General features: G+C 68.3%; 17 protein-coding genes. 7 read left to right on the top strand and 10 right to left on the bottom strand.

Features of this window, described 5'->3' with window-relative positions; genetic code table 11:
• Window positions 1-3: 3 nt before the first annotated feature.
• Window positions 4-954 (bottom strand): RNA polymerase subunit sigma-70, encoded by a 951-nt coding sequence (locus ACYVN4_RS11065; RefSeq protein WP_460719931.1) that lies wholly within the window; start codon window positions 952-954, stop codon window positions 4-6.
• Window positions 955-1,311: 357 nt separating this feature from the next.
• Here ACYVN4_RS11065 and ACYVN4_RS11060 point away from each other — a divergent pair, with 357 nt between their 5' ends.
• Window positions 1,312-2,310 carry an AraC family transcriptional regulator gene (locus tag ACYVN4_RS11060; RefSeq protein WP_460719929.1) on the top strand — a complete coding sequence of 333 codons (999 nt, stop codon included), beginning with the start codon at window positions 1,312-1,314 and terminating at the stop codon, window positions 2,308-2,310.
• 23 nt (window positions 2,311-2,333) lie between these two features.
• On the opposite strand, the gene ACYVN4_RS11055 is transcribed toward ACYVN4_RS11060, so the two are convergent.
• The 3 genes from ACYVN4_RS11055 to ACYVN4_RS11045 are packed head-to-tail and all read right to left on the bottom strand — an operon-like array spanning window position 2,334 to window position 5,824.
• The gene (locus ACYVN4_RS11055) at window positions 2,334-3,842 is read right to left on the bottom strand and encodes a carboxylesterase/lipase family protein (protein WP_460719927.1); all 1,509 of its coding nucleotides are present in this window, start codon (window positions 3,840-3,842) and stop codon (window positions 2,334-2,336) included.
• A gap of 56 nt (window positions 3,843-3,898) precedes the next feature.
• Window positions 3,899-4,786, bottom strand: coding sequence for a DUF5995 family protein (locus tag ACYVN4_RS11050; RefSeq protein WP_460719925.1), 888 nt, complete (start codon window positions 4,784-4,786; stop codon window positions 3,899-3,901).
• 45 nt (window positions 4,787-4,831) lie between these two features.
• Window positions 4,832-5,824: an aldo/keto reductase gene (locus ACYVN4_RS11045; RefSeq protein ID WP_460719923.1), complete on the bottom strand. Its 993-nt coding sequence runs from the start codon at window positions 5,822-5,824 to the stop codon at window positions 4,832-4,834.
• Between the two features lie 143 nt (window positions 5,825-5,967).
• Between ACYVN4_RS11045 and ACYVN4_RS11040 the strand changes: the two genes are divergently transcribed.
• Window positions 5,968-6,348: a DUF2834 domain-containing protein gene (locus ACYVN4_RS11040; protein WP_460719921.1), complete on the top strand. Its 381-nt coding sequence runs from the start codon at window positions 5,968-5,970 to the stop codon at window positions 6,346-6,348.
• On the opposite strand, the gene ACYVN4_RS11035 is transcribed toward ACYVN4_RS11040, so the two are convergent.
• The gene (locus tag ACYVN4_RS11035) at window positions 6,342-7,838 is read right to left on the bottom strand and encodes an MFS transporter (protein ID WP_460719919.1); all 1,497 of its coding nucleotides are present in this window, start codon (window positions 7,836-7,838) and stop codon (window positions 6,342-6,344) included. The genes ACYVN4_RS11040 and ACYVN4_RS11035 overlap by 7 nt on opposite strands.
• A 113-nt stretch (window positions 7,839-7,951) precedes the next feature.
• Between ACYVN4_RS11035 and ACYVN4_RS11030 the strand changes: the two genes are divergently transcribed.
• Window positions 7,952-8,413 carry a MarR family winged helix-turn-helix transcriptional regulator gene (locus ACYVN4_RS11030; RefSeq protein ID WP_460719917.1) on the top strand — a complete coding sequence of 154 codons (462 nt, stop codon included), beginning with the start codon at window positions 7,952-7,954 and terminating at the stop codon, window positions 8,411-8,413.
• 406 nt (window positions 8,414-8,819) lie between these two features.
• Here the strand turns inward: ACYVN4_RS11030 and ACYVN4_RS11025 are convergent, their stop codons facing one another.
• A complete protein-coding gene (locus ACYVN4_RS11025) occupies window positions 8,820-9,764 on the bottom strand; it encodes a hypothetical protein (RefSeq protein WP_460719915.1) in 945 nt (314 codons plus the stop codon).
• A 172-nt stretch (window positions 9,765-9,936) separates the two neighbouring features.
• Here ACYVN4_RS11025 and ACYVN4_RS11020 point away from each other — a divergent pair, with 172 nt between their 5' ends.
• Entirely contained in the window at window positions 9,937-11,292 is a 1,356-nt protein-coding gene (locus ACYVN4_RS11020; RefSeq protein ID WP_460720567.1) for a DoxX family protein, read from the top strand.
• Here the strand turns inward: ACYVN4_RS11020 and ACYVN4_RS11015 are convergent, their stop codons facing one another.
• A complete protein-coding gene (locus ACYVN4_RS11015) occupies window positions 11,293-11,802 on the bottom strand; it encodes an SRPBCC family protein (RefSeq protein ID WP_460719913.1) in 510 nt (169 codons plus the stop codon). It abuts the gene before it with no gap.
• 62 nt (window positions 11,803-11,864) lie between these two features.
• Here ACYVN4_RS11015 and ACYVN4_RS11010 point away from each other — a divergent pair, with 62 nt between their 5' ends.
• On the top strand, window positions 11,865-12,428 hold the full coding sequence (locus ACYVN4_RS11010) for a TetR/AcrR family transcriptional regulator (RefSeq protein WP_460719911.1): 564 nt from the start codon (window positions 11,865-11,867) through the stop codon (window positions 12,426-12,428).
• Here the strand turns inward: ACYVN4_RS11010 and ACYVN4_RS11005 are convergent.
• Window positions 12,425-13,003: a TetR/AcrR family transcriptional regulator gene (locus ACYVN4_RS11005; RefSeq protein WP_460719909.1), complete on the bottom strand. Its 579-nt coding sequence runs from the start codon at window positions 13,001-13,003 to the stop codon at window positions 12,425-12,427. The two genes, ACYVN4_RS11010 and ACYVN4_RS11005, sit on opposite strands and share 4 nt — an antisense overlap.
• Window positions 13,004-13,130: 127 nt before the next feature.
• On the opposite strand from ACYVN4_RS11005, the gene ACYVN4_RS11000 reads away from it, so the two are divergent.
• Together ACYVN4_RS11000 and ACYVN4_RS10995 are read left to right on the top strand one after the other, a co-directional pair.
• Window positions 13,131-14,573 carry an MFS transporter gene (locus ACYVN4_RS11000; protein WP_460719907.1) on the top strand — a complete coding sequence of 481 codons (1,443 nt, stop codon included), beginning with the start codon at window positions 13,131-13,133 and terminating at the stop codon, window positions 14,571-14,573.
• A gap of 58 nt (window positions 14,574-14,631) precedes the next feature.
• Entirely contained in the window at window positions 14,632-14,985 is a 354-nt protein-coding gene (locus ACYVN4_RS10995) for a VOC family protein (RefSeq protein WP_460719905.1), read from the top strand.
• Window positions 14,986-14,988: 3 nt separating this feature from the next.
• Here the strand turns inward: ACYVN4_RS10995 and ACYVN4_RS10990 are convergent, their stop codons facing one another.
• A complete protein-coding gene (locus ACYVN4_RS10990) occupies window positions 14,989-15,774 on the bottom strand; it encodes a helix-turn-helix domain-containing protein (RefSeq protein ID WP_460719903.1) in 786 nt (261 codons plus the stop codon).
• Window positions 15,775-15,993: 219 nt separating this feature from the next.
• Window positions 15,994-16,875 (bottom strand): class I SAM-dependent methyltransferase, encoded by an 882-nt coding sequence (locus ACYVN4_RS10985; protein WP_460719901.1) that lies wholly within the window; start codon window positions 16,873-16,875, stop codon window positions 15,994-15,996.
• Window positions 16,876-17,141 lie beyond the last annotated feature (266 nt).

Here is a 17,141-nt window from a genome sequence, read left to right as displayed (position 1 = left end):
CCGTCAGACGAGCTGATCGGGCAGCCCGAAGGTCGCGAACAGTTCGGGCTGGATGAAGGTGTGCAGTGCCGTGATCTCACCGTCCGAGCACTCGAGCACCTGGATAGCGAAGGCCGTGATGTGCCCGTCGACCTCGCGGTAGATGGCGACGGCGGGGCAGCCGTTGGCCTCGATGGCCAGCAGCCGCGCGGGCCGGCACTCGCCGCCGGCACCACCCAGCCAGTCGCGGAACGACTCCCGCCCCGACAGCCAGAACGCCACCGGCGGCATATCGATGACGGCATCGTCGCGCAGCAGCGCCACGATGCCGTCGATGTCGAATCGCTCGAAGGCGGCGACATAGCGTTCGAGCAGCGCGGTGTCGATCGGATCGGACCCCGCCGCGGCCGAGCTCGCCTGCGCCAGCGCCGCGCGCGCCCGCCGCAGCATGCTGTTGACGGCATCCGTACTGAGGCCGAGCAATTCGGCCACCTCCGCGGCCCGCCAGCACAGCACATCACGCAGGATCAGCACGGCGCGCTGACGCGGCAGCAGATACTGCAGGGCGGCGACGAAGGCGAGCCGCACCGATTCGCGGGATTCGGCCTGAGCGGCGGGATCCGCGGTCGCGCTGGTCGGAAACGGTTGCACCCAGGTCGATTCCGGCAGCGGCGCGCCCAGCTCGCCGCGGGGGTCGGCCGCGGCGACCAGGTCCATCGGCAGCGCCCGCCGTCGCCGATCCGCGGCAGCGTCGATACAGACGTTCGTCGCGATCCGATACGCCCACGGCCGCAACCCCGCCGGGTCCGCGAGCCCGCCGGCCGACCGCCAAGCCCGCATCATCGTCTCCTGCACCGCATCCTCGGCCTCCAACGTCGAGCCGAGCATGCGATAGCAGTAGGCCAGCAACGCGGGCCGCAACCCAGCCAGTGCGTCGGCCAGGGCGGGCACGGCCGGTGCCGAGGTCTGAGTCATGCGAGCTCCTCGCGGTCGGGGCGCACACAGCACGCCGTCACCCATTAGGACCGACTCCGCCCCCGAAAGTCGTCGCGCCGGCCCGAACGCATCGGTCCGACGCGGCCGGGGGGTGATGACAATCGGCCGCCACCGAAGCGCTGCGCTGATGCGCTGCCAGCCACCGCAATCGGCGCTGCCACCGACGTGCCGGGCTGATGCGCTGCCAACGTCCGGTTTCAGCGCTGCCACCGGCGCGCTGGGCTGATGCGCTGCCAACCTCCGGTTTCGGCGATGCCACCGACGTGCCGGGCTGACGCCCGGCGGCCCCCGGGTATCGGCGGGCCCGGGTCGTGATCGGGTCGCTAGGCTGCTGCGGTGATCGTCGGTACCGTTCCCGCGCGCACCGCGGCGGCGGTGCGTGATGCCGCGCTGCGCATCGGTGTGTCGCGGGCGCAGCTGGACGGTGTGCCGGGGCTGGGGCCGGAAGCGTTCGGCGACGAGTTGATCCGCGTGCCGACCGCCTCGGTGTGGCAGATGTGGGAAATGCTCGACGCGGTCGGGCCGGGTGCGGGCCTGGCGGTGACCGCGGCCGAGCGCGGGACCTTCGGGGTCTGGGATTATCTGTTCAGCAGTGCGCCCACGCTGGCCGAGGTGCTGGCCGCCGCGGTCGAATTCCGCGCCGTGCTCTCGAATCCGGCGGACTGCGGTGCCGTGATCGTCGACGGTGGACTGCTCACGCTGCGGGAATCTGGTCCGTGTGACGACAGCGTGCTGCCGGCGATCGAGGAGTTCACCCTCGCGCTCCTGCTGCGTCGGGCACGCGAGGCGACCGGGCACCCGCTGATCCCGGTCCGCGTCGCCTTCCGCATGCGGGCCCCGGGCCGCCACGCCTATCTGATCGACGAATTCGGCACTGCACGAATCGATTTCGGTGCACCGCACACCGAGCTCACCCTGATCGACGCGGCCGCGCTACCCACCGCGTGGGATCCGCACCAGGCGGCCCTGTTTCGCCACTACGCCGAACTGCTGCTCAGGTCCGCGCGCGTCGCCCCGGATTGGCGGGCCGAACTGCATTCGGCGATCGCGCGGTCGTTGCCGTCCTCGGACGCCGATCTGCGCGGGGTCGCCGAGCGCCTCGCGATCAGCCCCCGCACCCTGCAGCGCCGGCTGGCCGAGCGGGGCACCAGCTGGCGTGCCGAGGTCGAGACCGTTCGCCAGGAACGGGCCCGGACCCTGCTGCACGACACCGCGCTGACGGTCGAGTCGATCTCGAATCGGTTGGGCTACAGCGATAATCGCTCGTTTCGCCGCGCCTTCCAACGCTGGCACGGCCGCACGCCGACGGAATTCCGCCGGGAGCGACCGGCCTGATCCGGCTCACGCCAGCGTGACGGTCACACCGTCGCGTCCGAGGTGAGTTTGGCGCGGCGCAGGGCGCGCAGTTCGTCCGCGCGCGGGTCGGCGACCTCGTGGGATTCGGGGCTGTCGAAGACGCGGACGGTGCGGGTGGCGGTATCGAAGCGCGACCAGCCCGGATCACCGTGGGTGGCGAAACGCACCCAGGCGCGGTGCACTTCGTCGGCCAGGCGTTGCGGGGGAGTGGCGCCGAGGAGGGCGTGGGCGGCGTCGAGCCGGTCGAAGACGAACGGGATCTCGACGACATGGCAGGCGCCCAGGTCGGGAATGCCGGAACGCCAGGCAAATTCGTAGACGAATGCCGGATTGCCTGCCGCGGCACTGGCTTCCGCGATGCGCATGGCGTCGTCGCGGAATACGTGATCGGTGAGGACGGCGGCGAACACGTCCGCGGGCCCGGCCTGTGGACGGTTGGCGGCGTAGCGGTCGGCGACCGCGGGGTCCAGGCCGTAGCGGGCGAGCAACGGCGCCAGTGTCTGCTCGGTGATGGCGGCGGCCAAGCCCGAGGGGAAGGTGAAGAACCGGAATTCCTCGGCGGTCCAGCCGGTGAGCAGCGGCACCGTCCGATCCGGTGCGGCGGCCAGCACATCCACCGGGCGGTCCGGGACGATATCGCCGTCGATCATCGGGAAGAAGCTCATCAGGCCCAGCCCGTTGGTGATGATCGACGCACCCCAGCGATCCGGGTCGGGGTCGGCCAGCAACTCCAGGGCGAGAGCGTCCTGGGCACTGCGTAATTCGTCCGCGCCGAGCGCACCGAAGGCCGCCGTGGTGGCTTCGATGCCGAGCAGATCGGCGAGCTGCGTCGCCACCTTGCCCGCGTCCTCGGCGGTTGCGACCGCGGAACCGTTGGCGCTCTGCGCGATCGCGCGCCGGAACAACCCGCGCGCCCGCGGCGAGGCCAGCAGCGCCACCACGCTCATGCCGCCCGCGGATTCGCCGAAGACGGTGACATTGCCCGGATCGCCACCGAAGGCGGCGATATTGTCGCGCACCCATTCCAGCGCGAAGATCTGGTCGCGCAGACCACGATTCGACGCCGAGCCCGGGATGTTCGCGAACCCCGAGATGCCGAGCCGGTAGTTGATCGACACCAGTACCACGCCGTCGCGGGCGAAGGCGGTGCCGTCGTAGATCGTGCGCGCATTGGCCCCACGCGTGAACGCGCCCCCGTGAATCCACACCATGACCGGCAGACCGGTGCCCGCGTTCTCCGGGGCCCACACGTTCACGTTCAGGTACTCGTCGCCGGGAATCCCGTCGCTGCCCAGCAGTGCGTGAATCGGTGGCGGATACGGGGATTGCACACAGGTGGGACCGAATTCGAGTGCATCACGCACCCCCGACCAGGCCGCGACCGGCCGGGGCGCCTCGAACCGGGCGGGCCCGACCGGTGCCGCCGCATACGGAATGCCGAGGAAACGGGTGACACCGCCCGCACTCGAACCGCGCACCTCACCGCCGGAGACGGTCACGATCTCTGCCATGTGAACTCCTTTGCCGGACTCCACTATCGCGCAGAGATCGCCGCGCGCGGGCGGGTTCAGAGCCCGTCGAGTTCAGCCAGCACGTCGAAGGCTTGTTCGGCGGTCCCGTGCTGCAGGTCGATCTCGGCGGCGACCGCCGGTGCGAGCGCGGGGTTCTGCAGGGCCAGACCGTTGGCGAAAATGGTGGTGTTGGCGCCGACATCGGCGGCGACGAGCAGGGGTTTGGTGGCCACACCCTTGCCCAGCACGCGGTCGAGGCCCTCGCCGAAGAAGTAGAACCGCCACAGCGGGCCCATATTGGCCGAGTAGGTGCGGTCGGTGCGCTCGGTGATCTGATCGCCGGTCTCGGCGATGCTCGCCACGATCTTGAAGTAGTCGGCCGCATTCGACGGCTGCGATTCGGCCTCGGCGACCGCGCGCGGCAGGTCGACGACCAAATGGGCGTTGTAACCGGCCAGGGCCACGCGGGCCGGGGTCGCGGTGCAGTCGGCCGCGAGCGCGAAATAGTGGGCCCAGTGCGGTTCCGGTGTGCCGCCGGTGAATTCGGTGTGCACATTGTCGAGGTAGCGGCGCAGCAGATCGAAGCTGAGGCGGTGCGCGTACTCGGAGTCGTTGAACGCCTGCGGATCCCGCTGCAGCGGCAGGACCGATTCGTACTCGACCGTGTCCAGACCGGAGGCAAAGGTGCCGCGCCGATCCGCATGCTGCTCGTAGATCTCGGTGATCCGGTGCTCCCGCTCGACGGCATCCTCCAGCCGCGCCAGCCCATTGTCATCGGCAAGGGTGCCGGTGTCGGAGAGCCGGGCGATCTCGTCGTTCTCGGCCGCCGACAGGTTCGGGGAACACGACGGGGTTTCGGGCTGAGCCGAGGCCGTCGCGGGCGTGAGGACCGCGACGGTCGTCAGGGACAGCGCGGCGAACGAGGTCGCAAGTACATTGTGCACGATGAATTTGTAGCACTGTTCCTTCGGAACCGCATGATCGGCGGTTCAGGCCCAGGGCAATGCGGCGCGAGTGCGCCAGAAGGCTTCGGCGGGTTCGGTGAGCGCGGTGAGTTCGGCCAGATCGTCGGGGGTGAGATCGAGGTCGACGGCCGTCAGATTGGAGGTCAGCTGGTCCACGGTCGCGGCCCCGGAGAGCACGATGTCGGCCCAGGGCTGTGCCGCCGCCGCGGCCAGAGCTACCGCATCACGCCCGGCACCGACTCGATCCGACACTGTGCGCAGGATCGCAGTGTCGGGTCCGGTGGCATTGCGATCGGCGAGGCGGCCATTCGCCATCGCCTCCTTCACCACGATCAGCCATCCCGCCGAATGCGCCTCGGCCAGAGCCGTTCCCGCGGAAGTCTCGAGCAGGTTCCAGGTCGCCTGTACCGCGGCGAACAGTGGTTGACCGTCCACGGTGATATCCATCGCGGCCCGCACGACCTCCGCCTGTGCGGGTCCACTCGTCGACAGCCCGACCCGCACGCCTTCCGCCGCGAGCGCCGCCAGCCGCGCGTGCAGGGCGACATCGGTCAAGGCCGGGCTGTCGGGCGTCACCGAATGCACCAGATAGACATCCAGGTGCTTGCCCAATCGCGCTCTGGTCTCCCGCATCTGGCGGTCGAACACGGCAACCGTGTGCTCCTTGACTTCGTGCACCGGCACCCCCGAGGCATGCCAATCGGCGGTGTAGGTATAGCCCCACTTGCTGCCGACCACCACGTCGGCCGCGACTTCCGGCCGCGCCGTCAGCCATTCGCCGACGAACTCCTCCGCCCGTCCATAAGACCGAGCCGTATCGAAATACCGCACCCCGGCCGCCCACGCCGCATCGAGCAACTCGTGCGTCCGCGCGCGCATCTCGTCCACCGTGCGCTCACCTGGCAGATCGCGATCCCGTCCGAGCGTGATGTACCCGGGCCGCCCCACCGCCGCGGTACCCAACCCGAACCGTGCGCACACCGCGTCGCTGAAAGATCCGGAAACCGGGTCGCCCATCACTGAAGATCCTTTCGGTCGTCCCCCGATCGGGACCCAGCGTTTCATGTGTTCGCATGATCGAAAGGTTCGGGCTACCGGTGCCGGGGCGATCGGTGTGTTGAATGTGGGGATCGGGCGGCACGGGTGGACAGGAGATCGGGATGTCGGACGGAACCGGGCAGGGACGGACGGGCGGGCCGCTGAGTGGCGGGGATCGGGCGCTGATCGCGGGGTATATCGCGTTGGCGGTGGCGGCGTTGGTCGGGACGCAGTGGACGTTGATCACGCAGATTTCGCGCGGCGGGTCGATGGCGGACGCGGGACGGGATCTGTTCGCCACTCCGGCAAGCACTTTCAGTACGGTGGATCTGCTGACCGTCGCGGTGGTGGCCCTGGTGTTCATGGTGGTGGAGAGTCGTCGGCTCGGGATGCGGAGGTTGTGGCTCTACGTTGTGCTGACCTTCGCGGTCGCGATCAGTGTCGCGTTTCCGCTGTTCCTGGTCGAGCGTCAGGTTCGGGTGGCTCGTCGGCGTGGTCAATGAGCCATGATCGGTGTGCCGGGTGGCGGCTTGGGGAGGAAGGCGGGGATGAGGATGGTCACCAGTAGCCCGCCGATCAGGAAGATCCAGGCTGCCCACCAGAAAGTCGTTGTGTAGCCGTGTACTTGGGCCTGCGCCAGCAGGGTGGGGGACGGGGTGTGGCTCGTCGCGTAGGAGCGGGTCGCGTCAGTGGCGACGGTGGTCAGCACCGCGATGCCGAGGGAACCGCCTACCTGCATGACCGCGTTCACCAGCGCGGAAGCTGCTCCGGCGTCACGGTTTTCGACACCGGCCGTCGCGCCTTGGAAGGCCACCGACATGACCGCGCCGATGCCCAGGCCCAGAACCGTCAAGCCGGGCAATAGATGTGCGAGGTAGGTACTGGTCGGGCCCGCCCCGGTGAGCCAGACCATTCCGGCCGCGGAGATCGCTAAGCCCAGGGAGACAGTGATTTTCGCGCCGATGCGCTGCAGCAGTGGGACCGCGGCGGCGGCCGAGAGGATGGTGGTCGTGACCATCGGCATGAACGCAACGCCAGCTTTGAGCGGGGAGTAGCCGAGGATCGTCTGCAAGTAGTAGATGAAGAAGAGGAACACCGCGAACATGCCGACCGCGATCAGCGCCACCGCCAGGTAGGAACCGGCGCGGGCGGGATCGAGCACCACGCGCGGCGGCAGCAGGGGGTCGGTGGAGCGCGACTGCCAGGCCGCGAAGGCGACGACCAGCACGACTCCGCCGCACAGCAGGCCGATGGTCACCGGATTGCCCCAGCCGTGGTCGGTCGCGCGCGAGAAACCGCCGACCACACCGAACAGGCCCGTGCTGATGAGCAGTACGCCCGGAATGTCGAGTCGTGGCCGCTGCGTGGGGGTTTCGCGGGGGAGGGTGAGCAACGCGCCGATGATCCCGGCGACGGCGAAGACGAGGTTGATGTAGAGCGCCCACCGCCAGGAGGCCCACTCGGTGAGTGCACCACCGAGCAGCAGTCCGATCGCGCCGCCGACCGCGGAGATCGCGCTGAACAGGCCGTACGCCTTGGCGCGTTCGGCCGGATCGGTGAAGGTGACGGCGACCAGGGCGAGAGCCGCGGGGGCGAGCAGCGCGCCGAAGAGTCCCTGCCCGATCCGCGCCGCGACCAAGGTGACGAAGTTCGGGGCGAGACCGCCGACGGCCGAGGCGATTCCGAAGCCGAGCAGACCGATCACCAGGGCCCGACGGCGGCCCAACAGGTCACCGAGCCGCCCGCCGAGCAGCAGCAGGCTGCCGAAGGTGAGGGCATAACCGGTCATCACCCACTGCCGATCCACATCGGCGAAGCCGAGCGCGTGCTGCGCCGCGGGCAGCGCGACATTCATGACCGTCACATCCAGCGCGACCATCAACTGGGCGATGCCGAGTACGGCCAGTGCCCACCAGCGCCGTGACCGCGCGGCCGCGTCCTCCGACGGCATTCGGACGTCCGCCGCCTCGGTCGATTCGCCTGTGTTCGCCATATCGGCAGTCCTCCACCCAGATAGTTGCTATGCCAATGATTATTGATGGCATACCAACTAAATGGCAAGGTGGTCGCGGATAGCCGCCGGTCACGGCCCATATACTGAATGGCATGTCAACTATTCGCGCGGGGGCCGGAGAGCTCAACCAGATGGTTGTCCACATGAACCGGGCCTACTGGCTCGTTACCTCCGCGCTGCTGCGCCGCCTCGGGCTGTATGCCGGACAGGAACTGCTGCTCATGCAGCTCTGGGAGCAGGACGGGCAGTCGCAGGCCGATCTGGCCAAGGCGCTCAAACTCGATCCGTCCACGGTCACCCGCACCGTGCGCAGCCTCGAACAGCAGGGTCTGCTGGCGCGCACCCCGTCCCCGGTCGACCGCCGCGCCACCATCGTCTCGCTCACCGACGACGGCCGGGCCCTGCGCGAGAAGGTCGAATCCACCTGGTCGGAACTGGAAGGCATTCTCACCCAGGGCATGTCGCAACGCCAACGCGACGACCTGCTGCGACTGCTGCGCCGCGTCGAGAACAACCTCACCGCCGCAGGCGAAACACTCCGCCTCGACAGCTGACGACCCGCACGCCCGCCGCATGACGGATGCGGCGGCGGATGCGGCCGAGCGCGGCGAATCCCTATCGTCGGTCCGATGAATGTCGGGAAGCGGCCAGTCCGCGTGTTGAAAGCCCTGGTAGCAGCGCTGTCGACGGGCCTCCTGCTATTCGGATGCGCGCCCGGCCAACCGGACTCGCACCCGGTCCCGATCGAATCGCTGCCCTCGGCGCCGACCCCCGGTCCCCCGGCGACCTGCGCGCCAGCACCCTCCATTGTGAAGCCGCCCCGGTAGTTCTCCGCACCGCGCAGCTCATCCCGACCCCGAGGTCACTCCGAACCGGCAACAGGCATGTTCACGGTGAGAACCGCGAGCAGATCCGCGGCACCGTCGGCCTCGGGAGCCGGCCAGACAGCTACGTTGGCGGTCACGAATGATCGTGTGCGAGACGCCTTCCGGCGATTCCGAGGAAGACCGCGCCGATCAGCACGACGACCGCCGCCGCGCCGGTCGAGTGATCGGTCCAATGCCAGACACCGCGAATCACGGCCAAGGCCACACAGAAGCCGCCGCCGAGCACCAGCACCGGTGAGCGATCGGTGACATACAGCGCGAAACACGCCGCACCCAAGAGCAGCACCAGCACGGCGACCCACAGCCAGCCGTGGTCCGTGTACTCCGCGCCGATGGTCCCGACCACAATGCCGCCCGCATACCCGGCCCAGGTGGGCACCGCCAAGCCGATCCGGCCGAGTCCCAACCAGATTCCGCCCATCGCCAAGACCGCGATCCCGACCACGAAGTTCGGCGCCTGTGCCCAATTCTCGAGCATCCCGCCCACCGCCCACGTGCCGAACCCGACAACAGTCACCAACCCGACCAGCGACGGCAACGCCCGATACCCCGCCCCGGCCACCACCGCCGCGACCAGCACGGCCCACAGCCAATTCCCGTCGCCACTGTCCGCTTCCGCAACCGCGACAAGCCCCCCGGCCGACAGCGTCGACAACGCGAACAGCGCCGCCGCGAGCCGCTGCTGCGGGGTCCGTACCGGCACCCGCTCGGTGAACAGCTGTTTCGCCCCGACCAGCGTCACCCCGCCACCCACCAGCAAAGCGGTCACGAAGGCCAACACCAGCTCCTGCCCGACCCGATCCAGCCTGCCCCACGCCGAATCCATCAGCAGCACAATCCCACCCAGCACCAACCCGGCTCCCGCATACGCCGCGATCTCCGTAACAACCCGCCGCACCGGCGGCCGCCCCCGCTCCCGCACCAACGCCGCCACCACCGCATCCCGCTGCGAAGCGCTCAAAACCCCATCATCGACCAGCCGCCCAAGAGCGACCCCCACCGCCTGATCATCAGTCATGCCTCATATATCCACCCCCGGGCCCTTCGCGTATCCGGATTCGGTCCTGACATCACCACGAATTTCTTCAGCGAAGCACCTGGTCCCTGTTAAGTGGGGCGGTCTAGCGTCGCGGCACAGGCTGGGCGAGGTGGGGGAGGGTGCGGTGGCAGTGGCGGAGCAGGGTGGAGTGATCGAGTCGCCGGACTCGGCGGCCGCACCGGAATCGGTGGGAGCGGAGTTGTCGCCGTGGAGCCTGGCCACACGGATCGGATTCCGGTTCGGGGCTTGCTATTTCGGGCTGTTCGGGGTGGTTGGGGTGCTCGGGCTGGTGCCGATTCTGTTGGCGGGGATCGGGATCGATACGGGGTGGGCGTCGGTGCATCACTTCTTGGGGTGGGCGCGGCCGCCGATCCAATGGACGGCTACACATGTTCTCGGATTGCGGGTGACCAGCACCCAGGTTGGCAGTGACAGCGGATTTCAGTGGACCGCACTGTTTCTTGTGTTCGTGATCGCCGTGGTTGGGACGGTGGTCTGGTCGGTGTTGGACCGGCGTAGGGCGCGCTATACGCGGTTGTATGCGTGGACGCGGGTGGGGCTGCGGTTCGTGTTGGCGGTTGCCATGTTTTATTTCGGGATGGCGAAGGCGATTCCGACGCAGATGCCGTTCGTGCTCAATCGGTTGGTGGAGCCCTTCGGGAATTTCAGTCCCGAAGGGGTGTTGTGGTCGCAGGTCAGTGTGTCGCAGCCGTACGAGATCGCTTTGGGGGCAGCGGAATTGCTGGCGGGAGTGTTGTTGGTGGTGCCGCGGGCGGCTACGGCGGGGGCGTTGTTGTGTGCGATGGATATGACTCAGGTGTTCCTGTTGAACATGACCTATGACATTCGGCTCAAGACGGTGTCGTCGCAGTTCTTGTTGCTGAGTCTGTTTCTGCTGGCACCGCACCTGCGAAGGGTGTACACGGTGTTGTTCTCCGACCGGGCTGCGCCCGCCTTACGGCCGGTCGCGCTGTTCGCTTCTGCCCGTGCCAATCGGATTGCGTTGATCGCGCAGCTGGTGGCGGGTCTGGTGCTGCTCGGGGTGACCGGTGTGCAGAATTGGCGGCAGTGGCAGCATCCTGCGCCGGAGCTGTATGGGATCTATCAGGTGGATCACTTCTCATCCGAGGGATATGCGCGGGATCCGCTGCTCACCGATGAATTGCGTTGGCGGCGAGTCATTGTCGACCGGCCCTTCCATGTCTCGGATCCGGTGGTGGTGACCATCCAGCACATGGACGACTCGTTCGAGATCTACGGCGGGACCATCGATCCCAAGCGGCATTTCATCGACCTGCACAACCGCATCGAGCTGGGCACCTACGCCGAGACCCCGGTCCACGTTCGCCTGAGCTACTGGTGGCCGGGGCCCGGCAAGCTCGTGATCGACGCCGATGACTATGCGGGGCATCGCATTCACGCGTATTTCGACCAGCTCGACCCGAAGTCGTTCCCGCTATTGGAGCGCGGTTTCAGCTGGGTGCAGGAGCAGCCCTACAACCGGTGATCAGCCGACCGAAACCGGCTCGGGGATCCGATCGAATCCCAACCGCAGCAACCGCACCCACGGCGACCAGCGGGCGGGCTCGGCCGGGGGATGACCCACGGCTGTCGCCGCGCGATCCAGCATGTCCTCGACGACCGCGTCGTGCAGCCAGCGGACGGCCACCGTCCACATCAACCACCCGCGCGGATCGTGCGCCTCGGCGACGATGAGATGCCGCATGACACAACCGGATTCGCCACGATCGACGATCTCGAGGGTGTGTGCGCCCGTGAGCAGCCCGCCCGCCGGGAAGGTGAATTCGGCCAGACGGCCCGGTTCGTAGGCGGTGCAGGTGTAGCGAATGGCACCGTGGCCGCCGTCGGCGCCGACCTGCAACGGGCGGTCGAGTTTCATGGCGGGCCAGTGTTCGGCGGGCCAGAGCATATTGCCGGGCTCGGCCACCGTGTCGAGCAGTGCGCCCGCCTCTTTCGCCGATACCGGCAGTTCGCGCTCGTGAATATTCCAGATCATGGTGCCCGCCCACTTCCGTACGCTACCGTATGGTTCCTCTCCATACGGTAGCGTACGGAATCGTGGCGGAGAAGAGGCAACGGCTCAATCGAGATGACTGGATCGCCGCGGCGCTCGCGGCGCTCACCGAGGGCGGCGTGACCGCGGTGGCCATCGAACCCCTTGCGGCCCGGCTGAATTCGACCAAGGGCAGCGCCTACTGGCATTTCGCGAACCGGGACGAGTTGCTGGGCGCGGCCCTCGAACGCTGGGAACGCGACGAGACCGAGGCCGTGATCGCCCTGGTCGCGGCCGAGCCCGACCCGGCCGTGGGATTGCGGACCCTGATGGCGACCGCGCTGTCACACCCCGACGAGAACCTCGCGGTCATGCTGGCCGGTGTCACCGACCCGCTGGTCGAGCCGGTGCTGACGCGAGTCACCAACCGCCGCATCGATTATCTGGCGGAGTTGTTCGTCCGCCTCGGCTTCGAGGCCGCGGCCGCGCGCAATCGCGCGGTGCTGGTGTACACGACGTATCTGGGTACGGGACAGCTCTTCCGGACCGCCCCCGGAGCCTTGCCGACGGACCCCGCCGCCTGGGAGTCCTTCATCGACGAGGTCTGGCGGGCGCTGAGCACGCCCTAGTCGCGAGGCGTGGCGCGCAGGCCGTCGATGGTCACCGAGATCATCCGCTCGGTGGCCTCGGGAGTGGTTGCCTCGCAGGCGACGCCGATGCCGTGCCCGAAGCGCAGCAGGTCGGCGGGCTCGATATCGGGCCGGATGGCATCCACGCCGCGGGCCGCCTCCAACAGCAGCGTGGCCGCCTCGTTGATCGCGGCGCGGCAGAGTTGGAAGGTGGGTGTCTGGCGGTCCATGCCCGCCTTCAGGGTGGTGGCGAGGGTCCGGTTGAGCCGCACCCAGGCCACGTACTCGCGTAGCCAGAGCTCGAAAGCCGTACTCGGCGAGCCAATTTCGAGCAGCTCGCGGGCGCGGTCGCTCAACTGCTCGATATTGGAGCGGTAGACGGCCTCGATGAGCACCTCGCGGTTGGGGAAGTGGCGGTAGAGGGTGCCGATGCCGACGCCCGCGCGGCGCGCGATCTCTTCCAGCGGGGCATCGGGTCCGAGTTCGGTGAAGGCGGACTGGGCGGTGGCAACGATCCGCTCGTAGTTCCGGCGCGCATCGGCGCGCATCGGCTTTCCCGTCGACGGTGCTTCCACGAACCCTCCACTAGAAAACGGATGGACCCTCCGGATAGGCTTGCGTAAATGGAGGAACCCTCCATATGATAGCTCTATCGGAAACGGAGGATACCTCCGTTTGATTCCCTCTTCTGGAGCGTTCCCTTTGTCGACCTCTTTTTCGCCCAATGCTGTCGTCGCGGCGCCCCGCGAACCGGCAGCCCCGCGCAGACTTCGATCCGGCATCGTGCTCGCCACCCTGCTGACCTGCCAGTTGATGATCGTCCTCGACATCACCGTGATGAACGTGGCCCTGCCGCGCATCGAAACCGACCTGCACTTCAGCGCCACCGGCCTGTCCTGGGTGATGAACTCCTACAGCCTCGTCTTCGGCGGCCTGCTGCTGCTCGGCGGCCGCGCCGGTGACCTGTTCGGCCGCCGCACCCTGTTCATCGTCGGCGCGGCACTGTTCACCGCCGCCTCCCTCGCGGGCGGACTCGCGCCCAGCGCCGGATGGCTGCTGGCCGCCCGGGTGCTGCAGGGCATCGGCGGGGCCATGGCCGCGCCCAATACCCTTGCGCTGCTGACCACTTCGTTCCCCGACCCCAAGGCGCGGGTGCGCGTCCTGGCCTGGTTCTCCGGCATGTCGAGCGCCGGATTCGCCATCGGGCTCATCGTCGGCGGCCTGCTCACCGAGTGGCTGAGCTGGCGCTCGGTGCTGTTCATCAACGTGCCCTTCGGACTGGTGGTCGTGGTGCTGGCACTGCTGAATCTGCCTGCGTCGGAACGCGAACCGGACCACCACCTCGACCTGCCCGGCGCGGTCACCGCGACCGCGGGCGTGGCCACCCTCGCCTACGGTTTCATCAGCGCCGCCTCCCGCGGCTGGGGCGACCCGATCACCGACATCTGCCTCGCGGCCGGTGTGGCCCTGCTGGCCACGTTCCTGACCATCGAATCCCGCACCCGCCAGCCGCTGTTGCCGCTGCGCCTGTTCACCGACCGCAATCGCGCCGCCGCCTACGCCAATATGTTCCTGGTGCCCATGGCGGGCCTGTCGATGTTCTTCTTCCTCACCCAGTACCTGCAGGACGTGCTCCGATTGAGCGCGCTGGCAACCGGTTTCGCCTTCCTGCCGACCGCCGTGATGATGTTCACCATGGTCCGGTTGATCCCGCGGCTGCTGGCCCGCTTCGGCCCCCGACCGGTGGCCATGACCGGCGCGGTGGCGATGGCGAGCGGACTGGTGCTGCTCACCACGCTGACCGAGCACAGCGGCTACTTCCCGCTGCTGTTCGCGGCCATGCTGCTGCTGGGATGCGGTATCGGACTGTCGGTTTCGCCGCTCAACGTGGTCATCATGTCGAATGTCGAACCGCACGAGGCGGGTGCGGCCGGCGGCGCGCTGCAGACCCTGCAGCAGACCGGGGCGGCGCTGGGGCTGGCCATCCTGGTCACCATCTTCGGCACCGCCGCGCGGGCTGCGGGCGGCACCGCGCAGCATGCGCTCGTGGGTGGGATGACGGTCGTGTTCGCGGTGGCCGCGGGTATCGCGGCGCTGACCTTCCTGGTCGCCCTCACCTTCCGGTCGAATTCGCGGCCGCGCTAGGGTCGATCCGGGACTTGGACTTCGACAGTCGGAAACGACAAGGCCACAGGAGGTTTCCTTGAGCGAGCACGAAGTGAAGATGATCATCCTGTCCACCGACGACCTGGATGAATCGATCAAGTTCTACAGCGAGACCCTCGGCATGCCCGTGAAGTTCCGCGACGGCACGCATTTCGCGGCGCTCGACGGCGGCGCGATCACGCTGGCGCTGGCCACCGCCGTCGATCACCCGATCCACGGTCAGGTCGTCGTCGGCATCAAGACCGCCGACGTGGACGCCGCGGCCAAGGCGGTCGAAGCCAGTGGCGGCGGCATCGTGCGCGGTCCCTACGACGACGCGCACGAACGCCGCGCGGTCGTCTACGACAACAAGGGCAACGGGCTGGTGTTCTACCAGCCGCTCGCTCGCTGAGGGTTACATCCGCAGGCCGAGGAAGATCTGGATCCGACCCGGGTAGCTGGTGCTGGGCACGCCGAAAAGCTGGCCCACGATCGACATCTGCTGCCCGGTGCCGGGATCGCGCAGCCGGATGATGGGCCGCTCGCGTTCGTAGCGGGCCAGCGTGGTCGACCACAGTTCCCGGAACAGCGGATAGCCGCCCAGCTCGGCCAGCAGTTCCTCCGACCAGCTCGGGTCGGCGTGCTCGGCGGTGAAGCCGTGCAGCCACTGGACCGAGATCCGGACCTCGCGATCGCATTCGACCAGGGCCTGCTTGGCCAGCGGATTGCCGAGCATCCAGCGCAGCAGGTTGCCGTCCTCGCGCAGGCCCGGAAAGCCCTGCGCGAAGCTGGAATTGCAGTAGAGGATATTGAGCCGGGTGTCGGTGTAGGCGGCCAGATGCGGTTCGTAGAGCTCGAGCGCGCGCGGGATGCCTCGACCTAGATCCGCGCGCAGATCCTCGATGCTCGGTAGTTCGGTGGCGGGCAGACCGGCCAGATCGAACAGCAGGCGACGCTGACCTGGCGCGAGTTCGGAAAGCCGCGCCAGGCAGCGGAGCAGCGCCTCGATCACCTCGCGGGTGGGGTGCGCCCGGTCGCCCTTCTCCAGGCTGGTCACGTAGCTGGCGCTCACTCCGGCGTTGAAGGCCAGCCGCTCGCGGGAGAGACCGCGTTCCTCGCGCAGTCGCCGTAATGATGATCCGAATGTAGGGGGTTGTGGGAGTTCGTCTTTCGGCGTTTCCGCGTTCGCGCCGAATTCCACCACCGCCGCCTCTCCGTTGCCCGGGGACGAGATGTCGCCGGTCCGTTCTGCACTTCGGGAAACAATACCGGCAATCGAGTCGCAATCAGTGGTGAAAGCGGTGGGGGCAGGACGGAATTCACTTTGTGTCAGTGTGGTCGCCGAAATGCCGGAGGCCGGGGCGGGCCGAGTTGCCGCGCACGCGGGGGAGCGCAGCAACTCGGCGGACAACGTAGGTGGCTACCCGGGGCGGACGACGGTGACCAGATTGATCAGCGACTGCTGCTGCGGACCGGCGGCCGCCGGAACCTGGCCGAGCTTCTCCAAGTAGTCGGTGAGATAGATCCGCTCGCCGCTCCACCCGTGCTCGCCGAACCACGTGGTGGCGTCGGTGCGCGGCTCGTTGTAGACCATGCTCACCCACTCCGAGCCCGCCTCGTCGCCACCGGACATGGCGGTGACCGCCTCGGCGGGCAAGGGATCCATCTGCTCGATCGCGACCTGACTGCCGGGCGCGCTGAGCGCGGCGATTGCGGTGAACAGCTGGTCCTGCGCCGCCGGGGTCAGATAGATCAGCAGGCCCTCGACCAGCCACGCGGTCGGCTGGGCCGGATCGAAGCCGTTCTCGCGCAACGCCTTCGGCCAGTCCTCACGCAGATCGACGGCCACCTCGTGCCGGTCCGCGCCCGGCGCGTGCCCGGCCGCGGCGAGGGTCTCGCGCTTGAACGCCAGCACCTGCGGGCGGTCGAGTTCGTAGATCGCGGTCGTGTCCGGCCAGGCCAGCCGGTAGGCACGGGAGTCCAGGCCGGCGGCCAGGATCACCACCTGCCGGATGCCCGCGGCGGTGGCCGCGGACAGGTAGTCGTCGAAGTAGCGGGTGCGGGCGATCTGATGCTGCTGGAACTGTGCACCGAAATCCGGTGTCAGCAGCGGATGATCGGGCGCGCGGCCCTCCAGCAGGTCGACCCATTCGGTACCGGCCGCCCGCACGAACAGCTCGGCCAGGGGGTCGTGTGCGGGTGCGGCGGCGTCGCGGCCACCCAGCGCCCGGGCCGCCGCCACGAACAGCGCGGTCGATCCGACACCGGTCTTGATATCCCAGGAATCATTGTCGGTACGCATGATCGCCAACGTACCCACGCGATCACCGCCGGGCACCCCGCCCGGGTCCGGCCGCGGAAATCCTCCACGAATCGCATGCCGCATCGGATTTCACGCCATCGGGGCGGGGTTGGCGCAGGTAATCGGGCAAGCCCGGGGTGACGGGAATTCGCGCGGCGGCGATGTGTGTTGACAGGCGCGTGGCTCCAGTTCCTCCCGCGACGTTGGTTCCCGGGCATTTCGCCGTGACGGTCGAAGGGATGCACCGCGTGATCGCGGCATCCAAC

This window comes from Nocardia heshunensis (assembly GCF_054782115.1).
Note: the sequence above shows the minus strand (reverse complement) of the source record. Positions and strands in the feature narration are given on the sequence as shown.